This window comes from Pseudomonas borbori, from assembly GCF_900115555.1.
GTDB lineage: Bacteria > Pseudomonadota > Gammaproteobacteria > Pseudomonadales > Pseudomonadaceae > Aquipseudomonas > Aquipseudomonas borbori.
In genome coordinates this window covers 40,489-53,016 of record NZ_FOWX01000028.1, presented here as the reverse complement: position 1 = coordinate 53,016, position 12,528 = coordinate 40,489, and the positions used below count along the sequence as shown (strand labels likewise).

8 protein-coding genes are annotated in these 12,528 nt (G+C 66.7%); 1 reads left to right on the top strand and 7 read right to left on the bottom strand.

What is annotated here, in order from left to right:
• Nucleotides 1–19: 19 nt before the first annotated feature.
• Nucleotides 20–976 carry an AraC family transcriptional regulator gene (locus tag BM315_RS18370; protein ID WP_090503841.1) on the top strand — a complete coding sequence of 319 codons (957 nt, stop codon included), beginning with the start codon at nucleotides 20–22 and terminating at the stop codon, nucleotides 974–976.
• Between the two features lie 172 nt (nucleotides 977–1,148).
• Here BM315_RS18370 and BM315_RS18365 read toward each other — a convergent pair whose 3' ends face one another.
• The 7 genes from BM315_RS18365 to BM315_RS18335 all read right to left on the bottom strand — a co-directional run bounded on the left by BM315_RS18365 (nucleotide 1,149) and on the right by BM315_RS18335 (nucleotide 12,506).
• A complete protein-coding gene (locus BM315_RS18365; protein ID WP_090503839.1) occupies nucleotides 1,149–1,775 on the bottom strand; it encodes a class I SAM-dependent methyltransferase in 627 nt (208 codons plus the stop codon).
• A gap of 200 nt (nucleotides 1,776–1,975) precedes the next feature.
• A complete protein-coding gene (locus BM315_RS18360; protein ID WP_090503837.1) occupies nucleotides 1,976–3,325 on the bottom strand; it encodes a glutamine synthetase family protein in 1,350 nt (449 codons plus the stop codon).
• Between the two features lie 61 nt (nucleotides 3,326–3,386).
• Complete coding sequence (locus BM315_RS18355; protein WP_090503835.1) at nucleotides 3,387–3,944, bottom strand: helix-turn-helix domain-containing protein; 558 nt, start codon at nucleotides 3,942–3,944, stop codon at nucleotides 3,387–3,389.
• A gap of 83 nt (nucleotides 3,945–4,027) precedes the next feature.
• Nucleotides 4,028–5,317 carry an NAD(P)/FAD-dependent oxidoreductase gene (locus BM315_RS18350; RefSeq protein ID WP_090503833.1) on the bottom strand — a complete coding sequence of 430 codons (1,290 nt, stop codon included), beginning with the start codon at nucleotides 5,315–5,317 and terminating at the stop codon, nucleotides 4,028–4,030.
• 150 nt (nucleotides 5,318–5,467) lie between these two features.
• The gene (locus BM315_RS18345; protein WP_090503830.1) at nucleotides 5,468–7,123 is read right to left on the bottom strand and encodes a diguanylate cyclase; all 1,656 of its coding nucleotides are present in this window, start codon (nucleotides 7,121–7,123) and stop codon (nucleotides 5,468–5,470) included.
• Nucleotides 7,116–7,502, bottom strand: a complete 387-nt coding sequence (locus BM315_RS18340) for a response regulator (RefSeq protein ID WP_090503828.1) — start codon at nucleotides 7,500–7,502, stop codon at nucleotides 7,116–7,118. The genes BM315_RS18345 and BM315_RS18340 overlap by 8 nt, the downstream gene beginning before the upstream one ends.
• 189 nt (nucleotides 7,503–7,691) lie before the next feature.
• Complete coding sequence (locus tag BM315_RS18335) at nucleotides 7,692–12,506, bottom strand: PAS domain S-box protein (protein ID WP_090503825.1); 4,815 nt, start codon at nucleotides 12,504–12,506, stop codon at nucleotides 7,692–7,694.
• Nucleotides 12,507–12,528: the final 22 nt, after the last annotated feature.

Here is a 12,528-nt window from a genome sequence, read left to right as displayed (position 1 = left end):
TCGATGCGAAGCCAAGCCCATGGACGCCCTTTCAGAGGTGCTCGCCGCCGTCCGTTTTTCCGCGGTGGCCTTCCTCCACGCCGAGTTCACCGCTCCCTGGTGCATCACCGCCAAGGTGGAGCCGGAGGACTGTCGGCTGCTCGGTGCCGTGCCCGCGCATATCATTGCCTATCACTATGTGGTCGACGGCGAATTGTTTCTCGAACTCGCCGGGGAGCCACCGCTGCCGCTGGCCGCGGGCGATATCGTGCTGCTGCCGCGCAACGATGCCCACCGTCTGGCCAGCGCCTTGAAGCTGCGCCCGGTGGTGGTGGATGACCTGATCCAGCCGGTCGCCAGCCCCGGTCTCGCCCAGTTGCAGTACGGCGGCGGCGAGCTCACGCATGTCATCTGCGGCTTTCTCGGCTGCGAAGTGGCGGATAATCCGCTGCTGGCGACCTTGCCTCCGGCCTTGCGTCTCAGGCTCAGCGACGGCCTGGCCGGGGCCTGGGTCGAGCAGTCGGTTCGCCTGGCCGCGGCGGAATTCGCTAGCGACAGCAGCGGCTCGGCGGCCTTGTTGAACAAGCTGGCCGAACTGCTGTTCATCGAGGCGGTGCGTCGTTACCTGGCGACCCTGCCGGCCGAGCAGAGCGGTTGGCTGGCCGCGCTGCGCGATCCCTTCGTCGGCAAGGCCCTGGCCCTGTTGCACGGCCGCCTGGCCGAGCCCTGGACCACCGAAGCATTGGCGCGTGAAGTCGGCCTGTCGCGTTCCGCCTTCGCCGAGCGCTTCAGTCGGCTGCTCGGCCAGCCACCGATGACCTACCTGGCCCATTGGCGCCTGCAACTGGCGGCCACGCGGCTGTGTGATGGCGGTGTTTCGCTGGCGCAGATCGCCTACGCCATCGGCTATGAATCGGAGGCCGCGTTCAACCGCGCCTTCAAGCGCGAGTTCGGCCTGCCACCGGCGACCTGGCGCAAACAGCATTCGGCAGGTTGACCCGTGTAGGGGACGCGGGGCCGCCTAGGCCGTGCGCACCACCGGCCAGCGGGTGCCTGGTGCGCGCGGCGCAACCTACGAGCCGGCGTCCTCGAAACAGTCACGCTGAGCAACCCAGGCCCGCGCGCGGGCTTGGTGTCCCTGCAGAAACCTTCTGCTTCTTGAGCGCAGCCTAAGGCCGGCGCCAGACGCTGGCCAGCCAGGGTTGCTGCGCGCGCGGCAAGCCGGGCGGGCGGTAGTAGTGCTGCAGTTCGAGGAAGCCGGCGGCGCTCAGCAGCGCGTGCCAGTTGGCCAGGTCGTAGTAGGCGCCGTAGCGCTCGCCGTTCCAGCCTTCCTGGTTCTCCCCGCGCGGGTTGGAGCTGAACAGCACGCCGCCCGGCTTGAGCGCGGCGTGCAGTTGGCGCAGCACCCGCGGCAGGGCCTGGCTGGGGATATGGAACAGCACGGCGTTGGCGAAAATGCCGTCGAAGTGCGCGGCGGGCAGGTCGAGGGCGAGGAAGTCCTGCTGCCAGACCTCGCAGCCGCTGCCTTCGCGGGCCATCTCGACGAAGCGCGGGCAGCCGTCCAGGCCGATCGCCGTGTGCCCAAGGGCGCTGAAGGTGCGCAGGTCGCGGCCCGGGCCGCAGCCGAAATCGAGGATGCGGTAGGGCGGCTCGGCCTGAATATGGCCGAGCAGGGCGGCGATGTTCTGGCTGACATCGTGATCGCGGGTGCCCGCGCGGAATTCCTCGGCGTGGTCTTGATAATGGGCCAGGGTGAGGGCGCTGATCCGGGCGAGTTCGGCGGCAGTCAGGGGCATCGGGCAAGCCTTGGGCGAAAGCAGGATGCTATTAAAACCTATCTGCCGCTGCGCTGCGCGCCCCCTGCACAGGCCAGCAGCGGCTTGTGCAATGGTTTTTTGCGCGACGGCGCGCGACAGGAATCAGCCTGTAGCCTGGATCAGCCCCAGCGCAATCCGGGGATACGCCAAGGCTTGTCCAGGCTACGAAATGCGGACTGCTAAAGAAACCAGCGGTACTCCCGTGCGCTCAGCTCGTTCATGAAGGCCAGGTGGTCCTGGCGTTTGTTCTCGCAGTAGACCATGACGAACTCGCTGCCCAGGCCCTGGTTGACCACCGGGTGGTCACGCATGGCGGCCACGGCACTGAGCATGTCCTGGGGGAAATCGATGCCGCTCTGGCGATTCTCGTTGAGCGGGGCGATGGGTTCGCGCTGGGCATCCAGGCCGTGTTCCATGCCGGTGAGGATGGCGGCCAGCACCAGGTAGGGGTTGGCGTCGGCGCCGGCCAGGCGGTGTTCGATGCGCAGGTTGCGGCCGTCCGATTCGGGGATGCGGATGCATGCATCGCGGTCCTCGAAACCCCAGCTGGCGCGGCTGGCGGCGTTGACCATGGCGCCGTAGCGGCGGTAGGCGTTGTGGTTGGCGGCGAAGATCGGCATGCAGTGCGGCAGCAGCTCCAGGCAGCCGGCCACGGCATGGCGCAGCGGGCGCTGCTGGTCCGCCGCCAGCAGGTTGTTGCCGTCCGCGTCGTACAGGCTGACATGCACGTGCATGCCGCTGCCCGGCGCCTGCAGGTAGGGCTTGCTCATGAAGCTGGCGCGCTGGCCGTGCTTGAGCGCCACGCCACGGGTGCTGCGGCAGAACAGGGCGGCCCAGTCGGCGGCGCGCAGGCCGTCGTCGCAGTGGCCGAAATTGATCTCGAACTGGCCGGGGCCGAGTTCGGCGGTGATCACGTTGGCGTCGACCCCCTGTTCATTGGCCGCCTCGACGATCTCGTGGAGCACGTCGGAGAAGCGCGACAGGCGTTCGATGTGCATGTTCGGCTGGTCGTCGGCATCGCCGCACAGCGGGTCGCGGGGGAACTGCGGCAGGCCATCCTTGAGCGTGCGGTCGAACAGGTAGAACTCCAGCTCGAAGGCCACCACCGGGTGGATGCCGCGCGCCTCCAGACGCTGCAACACCCGCGCGAGCACCTCGCGCGGCTCGAATTCGATCGGTGCGGCGGTGCCGTCGGAGCTGATCAGCATCTGCCCCAGCGGCTGGCTTTCCCAGCGTACCGGCTTGAGCGTGCCGGGGATCAGGCGCCGCGGCGCGTCCGGGTCGCCGTCGTTGAAGCAGTAATCGCCGATCGGGTGCAGGCCGCCCTGGGCGCCGAGCAGCACGCAATTCTGCGGGATCTTCAGCGGGCTGCCGGCGGCGACCTTTTCCAGCATGTCGATGGGGTAGCGCTTGCCGTAGAAATGCCCGGGAATGTCCAGGCTGATCAGGTCGACGTAGCGCACCGCCGGGTATTGGGCGCGGAAGGCGCGGACTTCGCTGAGCAGATCGGGAAAGCTTGTTGTTGTCATAAGTAATGATCCTGCGGGCCTGAGTGATGTGCGGTGCGATGTTCAACGGGTTAACGGCTGGCTAGCGGAACACCCAGAGCACCCGGGTCGGTTGCTCGGTGAGGTTGGCGTAACGGAATTGACTGTGTGGCGGCAATTGAAAACTGTCGTTGGGGCCCAGGGTCACGGCGTGCGGGTCGTCGCCCAGCCAGATGCTCAACTCGCCCTCGAGGACGAAGCCGCCCTGTTCGGAGCTGTCGTCCAGGTGCCCTTCGCCGCTGCTGGCGCCGGGCGCCAGATGGCTTTCGAGCATGGAGAAGCCGGCCGACATGCTCGGCGACACCAGCACGTCGGTGATGCCTCCGGCGTAGTAGAGCGTGCGCCGCTCGCCGGGGCGGGTCACCCAGCGCAGTGCGCGCGGCTTGCTCAGGCTGTAGAAGTAGGTGGTCGGCACGCCCAGGGTTTCGCTGATCGCGGTGAGGTCGGCCACGGTCGGGCGCGACAGGCCGCGCTCGACCTGGGAGAGAAAGCCCACCGAACGGCCGATGCGCTCGGCCAGTTCGCCGAGGGTGAGGTTCTTGTGCTTGCGCAGGTCGCGAATCAGGATCGCCAGACCTTCTATTTCGTCCTGCATGTCCATGCCGGTGTCCTCGTTTCAGTTCGTAGGATGGGTGATAACCCATCGTGGCGGTTGATGGGTTATCACCCATTCTGCGGGGGGCGTCAGATGACGTCGCGCAGGCGGTACCAGGCCTTGCCGAGGGCTTCCAGCGGTGCGGCGAGCAGCGCCCCGCCGGGGAAGCGCGGGTTGCCGATGGCCTGGTACAGCGTCAGCAGCTCGTCGTCGCCTAGGATGGCGTCGCTCACCGCGCGGGCGCCGGCCAGGGTCGGCAGCACGCCGTGGCCGGAGAAGCCCTGCAGCCAGTAGCGCTGGCCCTGGCGGCCGATATCCGGGGTGCGTTTCATACTGACGTCGATATGCCCGCCCCAGGCGAACTCCAGTTCGACCCCACGCAGTTGCGGAAATACCCGCTGCAGATAGGGCCGGGTGGCACTGGCGACGTCCTTGGGGATGCCGCCCAGGTAGGTGCAGCCGCCACCGAACAGCAGGCGCTGGTCCGGGGTCAGGCGGAAATAGTCGGGGACGAACTGGTTGTCGATCACGCAACTGCCCCGCGGCAGCAGCGAGCGCGCCAGCTCGGGGTCGAGCGGCGCCGTGGCGACCTGGTAGGAACCGACCGGCAGTAGGCGGCTGGCCAGCTGGCGATCCAGCCCATCGATATAGGCGTTGCAGGCCAGCACCAGTGCGTCGCTGGCTACTTCGCCCTGGGCGGTGCGGGCGACAAAACCGGCGCTGGTTTGTTGATACTCCAGCACCTGGCTCTGTTCGAAGATCTGCCCGCCGGCTTGCTCGATAGCGCCGGCCAGGCCCTGGGCCAGTTTCAGCGGGTTGAGGTGGGCGGCCTCGGGATCATAGAGCGCGGCCAGGTAGCGCTGGCTGGCGATCCACTCGGGCAGTTCCTCGCGGTCGATAAAGCGCAGTTGCTCATAGCCCCACTTCTCCACCGCGTCGTGCTGGGCCTCGCGCAGTTGCGCGATGCGCCGCTGCTGCACGGCGGTCCACAGGCTGCCGACCCGGTAGTCGACGTCGAAGCCATGCCGGCCCGGCAGTTCGCGCAGTTCCGCGGCGGCCCAGCGCATGCTGTCCCACAGGCGGCGGGCGCGTTCCTGGCCCAGCGCCTTTTCCAGCGGCGGCATGTCGCAGGACCAGCCGAGCAGCGCCTGGCCGCCATTGCGCCCGGAGGCGGCCCAGGCCACCCGGCTGGCTTCCAGCAGGATCACTCGCTTGCCGGCCAGGGCCAGGCGCAACGCCGTGTGCAGGCCGCTGAAGCCGGCGCCGACGATCAGCACGTCGCAGTCCAGACGCTCGTGCAGGGTTGGTCGCAGGGCAAGCGGGCCGGGAAAGGTACGCGCGTAGTAGCTGGCGACATGCTGGGCGGATTGTTTGAACACGGCACGCCTCATGAAATTAACAATATTTAATTTCATGAAAAAATACACTATTTAATTCATAAGGCCAAGCCGCAACGCGCTGCCATTGTCAGGTCCGGAGGCAAGTGAGCAGCTATAACGCCGCCTGCGGCGTCTCGGCGGGCTATTCGGTCAGGATTGGCTGACCTGGTTGCGGCCGCCGTGTTTGGCCACATAGAGGGCGCGGTCGGCTCGTTCCAGCAGTTCGCCGGCATCCTTCGCGCCTGCTTCGGTCGAGGCGATACCGGCGCTCAGGGTGACCGTGAACTCGCTGTCGCCGGCGATGAAGTGCAGCTCGGCAAAGCGCTGGCGTATTTCGTCGAGTACCCGCAGAGCCTGATCGGCCGGGCAGTCGGGCAGCACCACGAGAAACTCCTCGCCGCCATAACGGCCCAGGCTGTCGACCCGGCGCAGACGCTGGCGCAGCAGGTTGGCCAGGGCGCGGATCACGTTGTCGCCGGCGACGTGGCCATGGCTGTCGTTGACCTGCTTGAAGAAGTCGATATCCAGCATCGCCACGCTGGCCGGTTTGCCGCTGCGTTGCGCACGCTCCAGCTCGATGCCGACCTGCTCCTTGATGTCGGCATGCTTGAGCAGGCCGGTCAGGCTGTCGCGCGACAGGGCGATGCTCAGCAGGCGGGCGCGCTGGGCGCGGGAGAACACGGTGGTGACCAGGGCGTTGTCGGCGATGGGCTTGCTGACGAAGTCGTCGCCGGCCTTGATCAGGGCGTTCATCTGTCGGGTGATGTCGGTTTCTGCCGACAGGTAGATGATCGGCACCCGCAGCCAGTCGTCGTTGAAGCGGATGATCTGCGCCAGCTCGGGGCCGGTGCAGTCCGGCATATTGACGTCGAGCAGCACCACCTCCGGGTTGAAACGGCTCATGGCGGCGAAGATCCCCGCCGGCCTGTCGAGTACTTCGACCAGCATGTTGGCGCTGCGCAGGATCAGGCTGTAGCGGCTGGCCAGGTGCTGGTCGTCATCGACGATCAGCACCCGGTAGGGCTCGCCCTGCTGCTGGGCGAAGCAGCGCATCAGGCGGTTTTCCAACTGGGGAATGTCCACCGGTTTGGTGAAGTATCCCATGGCGCCAACCCGTACCGCCTCCAGGTGGGTGGCGAAATCGTCTTCGGTGGTGATCACCAGCAACGGCAGCGGTTGTACCAGGCGTTGTTGCAGGGCGGCGGCATAGGCCAGGCCGGTTTGCTCGCTGTCGCCGAGGTTGACGTCGATGATCAGCGCATCCGGCAGGCGTCGTTGCAGCGCCGCGTCGAAGTCGGCGATACGGCTGAAGTGCTCGGCGTGGTAGCCGAAGTTGCCCAGGGTCAGGCACATGTTCTCGCCGATGCTGAGCTCGTCCTCGAGGATGTAGATGCAGTGGGTGTCCGTTTCGGGCTTGAGCGTGGCTTTCGGATGTGCAGGGCTGTTCGGCGCCGGCTCGCCCTGCACGCCTTGCGCGGCGAACTGCTGCAACTGCTGGATGAACTCCTGCAGGCCCTGATCCTTCAGGCGCAGGCTCTCCAGCCAGTGGATGGCCTGTTGTTCGAGTTCATGGGCGCGCTGGCCGATGCTGGCGAAGCCGAAGGTGCCGGCCGCGCCCGCCAGTTTGTGCAACTGATCGCGCAGGCCGCGCAACTGCTGCAGTTGCGCCTGGTGGTCGCCGGCTTGCAGCAGTTCGGCCTTGTTGGCCAGTTCCGGCAGTTCCTGCGCCAGGCGCTCGGCGAATTGTTCGCCGAGCAGCTGCAATTGGCGCTGCAGTTCGCTGGTCGGGGTGTGCTGTTCAGCCATGAACACTGCTCCATATCTGTCGAACCTGGGCGGCCAGTTGCATCGGGTCGAAGGGTTTGATGATCACGTCGCAGGCGCCCAGGCCGCGGTAATGTTCGATCTCGGCGGGTTGTACCTTGGCGGTCATGAATGCCACCGGGATCCGGCCGATATCCACCAGTTGGGCGATTTTCGCCAGGGTTTGCGGACCGTCCATGCCCGGCATCATCACATCCAGCAGGATGAAATCGGGGGCGAAACCCTGCACCTGATCCAGTGCATCCTGGCCGCATGAGCAACTCAGTACCCTGAAACCGCCGACGGCCTCCAGGGCAACCTTGGCCACCGCCTGGATCGAAGGATCGTCTTCCACATGCAGGATGCGCGACAGTTCAGGCATTGGAGGACTCCTTGGCGGGCGACAGGTGCGCGATAACGCTGAACAAAGGGTAGGTGATTTGGCCAGCGCGGCGGCGGCCCGTCCGCCGGACGACTCTGTGGCGCAGAGTACCACCAGCGGCAGACGCGCAGGCTAATGGCCACAGGCCAGGGCGCTGCAGTTTCAGCAGGATCGGTTCGAGGCCGCCGGTCACAGCTCGGCGCCGTTCGTCAGCGGCAGCTCGAACCAGAAGGTGGCGCCCTGGCCTTCGACCGAGTCGAAGCCGATCTGTCCGCCCATGCGCTCGATCAGTTCCTTGCTGATCGCCAGGCCCAGGCCGGTGCCGCCTTTCTGCCGGGTGTCGCTGGCGTCGGCCTGGGAAAACTTGGCGAAGATGCTGGCCTTGAACGCCTCGGCAATCCCCGGCCCCTGGTCGCGCACGCTGACCCGCAGCTGTGCGTCGCGCTGCTGCACGGCAACCTCGACGAGCTGGCCGGCGGGGGAGAATTTGGCCGCATTGGACAGCAGGTTGGCCAACACTTGGGCCAGACGCTGGCTGTCGACCCGGACCCGGACCGCCGGCATGGGCTCGCGCAGCTGCAGCTGCACCCGATACTGGCTGGCATATGGCTGGTTCTGCGCGATGGCCTGCTCGAGCAGCGGCCGCAGGGGCTGTTCGCTCAGCTCGATCGGCATCTTGCCGGCCACCAGTTTGTCCATGTCCAGCAGATCGTTGATCAACTCACTGAGGTGCCGGCTGTTGTCCTGGGCGATCGTCAGCATCTGCTGCATGCCCGCCGGCACCGCGCCGAGTACGCCTGCGTTGATCAGGCTCAGGGAGCCGGCGATGGCGGTCAGCGGGGTGCGCAGTTCGTGGCTGACGGTGGAGACGAATTCGTTCTTCATACGCTCGATGCGCTTGCGCTCGCTGATGTCGCGGATCACCGCGATGAAACGCCGCTGGCCCTGGTGGCTGATCTGCGACACCGCCAGCTCCATGGCGAAGGACTCGCCATTGCGGCGCAGGCCGCTGAGTTCGCGCACCGTGCCGATCAGGCTCGATTCGCCGGTTCTGCGGTAGCGGGCCAGGTAGCCGTCATGGGCCGAATGATGGGGCTCGGGCATCAGCATGTTGACGTTCTGCCCGGCCACTTCCTCCTGACGATAGCCGAACAAGTGCTCGGCGGCGCGGTTGAAGGTTTCGATACGGCCCATCTCGTCGATGGTGACGATGGCGTCCAGGACATGTTCCAGTACGGTGCGCAGGTAGTGTTCGCGCTCGCGGATCGCCCGTTCGGTGGCGACCCGGTCGCTGAAGTCCTGGATCTGGGTGACGAAGTGCACCGGCCGACCCTCGCCATCGCGCACCAGGGACACGCTGAGCAGCGCCCAGATGGTCCGGCCGAGCTTGTCCAGGTAGCGTTTCTCCATCTGGTAGGCGTTGATTCGTCCGGCCAGCAGCGACTCGGTATTTTCCAGGTCGGCGGCCAGGTCATCGGGGTGGGTGATCCGCTGGAAATCGCCGTGCAGCAGCTCGTCGCGGTTATAGCCGAGGATCTGGCAGAGCTTGTCGTTGACCTCCAGCCAGCGCCCCGCGGGCGACACCAGGGCCATGCCCAGGGGCGCGGTGTTGAAGGCGCTGCTGAAGCGCTGCTGGCTGAGTTCGAGTTCGTCCTCGACCCGCTGGCGTTCGCTGATGTCCCAGATGAAACCGTCCAGCCACAGCAGGTTGCCCTGGCCGTCGTATTCGCCGCGACCCTTCTCGCGCACCCAGACGCTGTGGCCGTCGGCGTGACGCAGGCGATAGGTCAGCTCGAACACTTCCTTGCGCGCGATTTGCGCCTCGATGGCGTAGGTGCTGGCGCGGTCATCTGGATGGATCACGCTGGCATAGCTGCGCACCCGGTTATCGATGAAGTCGCTGGCCGGGTAGCCGCTCAGCTGTTCGATTTCATCGCCCATGAAGCGCATGCTCCAGTCGGCGTCGTGACGGCAGCGGTAGACAACCCCCGGCAGGTTGGCGACCATGCCGCGGAAGCGGCTTTCGCTCTTTTGCAGGGCGCGGGTGGCCTGCTGCAAGGCACTGACATCGGTGGCGATGCCCAGGTAGCCGTGGATACTCTCGTGTTCGTCGCGGATGGCGCTGATCGTCAGGTTGACCAGGCGCGACTCGCCGTCCTTGCGCTGATAGGTCCACTGCCGGGTTTGTGCCTCACCGCCCTGGATAGTGGCGACGAATACCTCGAAACCATGGATCTCGCGGCCCAGCTCGCGGCTCAGTTCGCTGCCACGGACACGCAGCTCTTCGGCCTGGTGAAACAGCAGCGGCGAGTGCCGGCCGATCACCTCTTCGGCCCGATAGCCGAGGAGCAGTTCGGCGCCAGGATTGAACAGGCTGATCAGCCCGCGGGTATCGGTGGCGATGATGGCGACCCCGGTGGCCGAGTCGAGCACGGCCTGGAGGAAGGCGCGGGCCTCGTGCACCTGGGCCTCGCGCTGCTTGAGCTCGCTGACGTCCTGCACGGTGCCGGCCAGCAGGCTCATGCGCCCCTGTGCGTCGGGCTGCAGGCGGGCCAGTTCATGCACCCAGCGGATCTCGCCATCGGGGCGCACGATGCGGTGCACCAGGTCGTGCAGGCCACCGGCCAGCGCCCGCTGTTCGCTGGCCTCGAACAGGGTCAGATCGTCGGGGTGCACGCAACGTTTGAAGGCTTCGACGTCCGGGGCAAATTTCGCGGGGTCATAGCCGAAGATGTCGAAGATGGTGCTCGACCAGTCCAGCTCGCCCGTCTGCAGGTTGGCCTGCCAGTGGCCCAGGCGGGCGATTTGCTGGGCCTGATCCAGGCGCTCCAGCAGGTTCTGGCGGGTCTGCTCCTGCTGCTGGCGTTCCAGGGTCGCGCCGATCCAGCGGGCGAACAGGCGGAGGAATTCGCGGTCGGCCTCGTCGAATGGCCGGCTGCGCGCCTCGGGCGAGGCGAAGCACAGGGTGCCGAAGCGCTTGCCGGCGACCCAGATGGCGATGCCGATGTAGGTTTCCAGGCTGAACAGCGGGTAACAGGGGTGAGCGGCGTGGACCGACTGGCCCATGCACTCGATGGCCAGCACTTCGTCGCTGCGCAGGGTGAGGCTGCAGCAGGTGTCGCCCAGGGGGAAGTGCTGGCCATCGCTGAGGGTCCCCGCCGGCGAGACCTGCACCCGTACCTGGTAATCCTCGGCCTCGATCTGGCTGATGATGGCCAGCGGTACCCGGTAGAAGCTGGCACCCAGTTGCAGGGCTTGGCGCAGCTGCTCCTGACTGCTCAGGGTGGGCAGCGCGGCGATCTCGTTGAGCGCGCGCAGGGCCTCTTGTTGGCGTTGCAGGTGCTGCTGGGCCTGCTCGCGTTGCACGTCGCGGCGCAGCGCCTCGATCAACTGGCCGAGGGTGGCGAGCAGGGGCTGCAGCTGCTCGGCCAGGGTCTGCGGATAACCGTCGGCGCGGTTGGCCACACCGAGCATGCCCACCAGGCGGCCATGGGCATGGATGGGCAGACCGGCAAACGCCAGTAGCGGCGGATGGCCAGGGGGTAAGCCGCCGCTGTGCGGATGCTGCGCGGGGTGATTGCTGATCAGCGCCTCGCCGCTGCGCATGACCTGACCGAACAGGCTGTCGAGGTTGCGCAACTCCATGCCTTGGGCCAGGTGTTCGGCATTGGCGCTGTCCCAGGCAATGTTGCTGATGCTGTAGGTGTGCAGGTGGGGTGCGCCCTGTTCATCTTCGAGCACTTCGCCGATGAAGCCGAACTGGCTGGCGGTCAGCTCGAGAATGCGCGCAAGCAGCGCGTCGAAGGCTTCGCGCTGGTTCTGCGCGGTGATATAGGCGGCCTGGGCCTGGGCGATGACGGCCAGCAATTGGCGCGACTGCTCGCTTTGCTGGTGCTTGTGCTGCAGCTCGTCGCGGTGCCGGCTGATCAGTGTCTGGCTGGCGCGGCGGGTGCTCAGCAGCAGCAACAGGAGCAGGGCCTCGGCGCCGAGCCAGGCCAGCAGCCACTTGCCGAGCAGCCACTGCTGGTCGCTCTGGTGGCGGGCGAACTGTTCGCTGACGTCGCGCCAGGTCAGGGCGACGGCCGGGGTGCCGGGGCCGGCAGTGTGCGCTGAGCGGTAGCTCGGCAGTACCACTTGGGTGAGCAGGTAGGTGTGGCCCTGATCTTCGAGCAGCTTGAAGGTGTCGCCGGCGGCGGGGGCGGGCAGCAGCCGCTGGGTTTGCCAGTTCTGCACCTGCGCGCGCGAGTAGCCTTCCAGCTGCCAGTAGCCGGATGCACCGTCCGGGGGGCGCAGCATCCCGCCACTGAGCGGTGCTTGCTGCGCGCTACGCTCGAGCAGCAGGGCGACCCCGGCGTCCAGCTCCCGATCCAGCTGTTGCAGGTCGTTGTGCAGGCTCAGGGTGACTTCCAGAGCGCCGATGATCACTGGCTCGAGTGTGCCATCCACCTGCAGCGGGGTCATCGCGCGCATCACCAGGCTGTCGACGCCGAGGCCCAGGCCGGCCTTGCTCTGCTCATCCCGGAGGACATCGGCGAGCATCGACCGCTGCGCAGCGGGACTGTCGCCAAAGCGTTCGGGCTGGTGCACGCGCAGCAGGACTTCGCTGGTGGGCGCGAGGTGGATATACAGCTTGAACGGATGGCTGCTCTGCAGGTTGCGCCAGCGCGGGGCCAGGCGGGTGTAGAGCTGGTTGCGGATGGCGTTGGCGGCGGCCCGATCCGGCGTGCCGCTGTTGTGCAGGGCATAGGCCTGGCGCACCAGTTCGATGGCCCAGGAGTCGGCGGCCATGCTCTCGGCCAGCAGCTGCGCCTGATCCCGCTGGCGCCGTTGGCTGCTGTGCAGGGCCAGGCGCTGCAGGTCGGCCTGCTTGGTCAGCTGCAGCTGCCAGAAACTTTCCCGTTCGTTCAGGGCGAGCCAGCCCAGCACGGCAAAGAACAGCGCCAGGCCGAGGCTGCCGAGGCCGACTATCCAGCGGATCGCCGAGGATTTTTCCTCGCGGTTCATTGACCAGATCCTGAACGAGCGG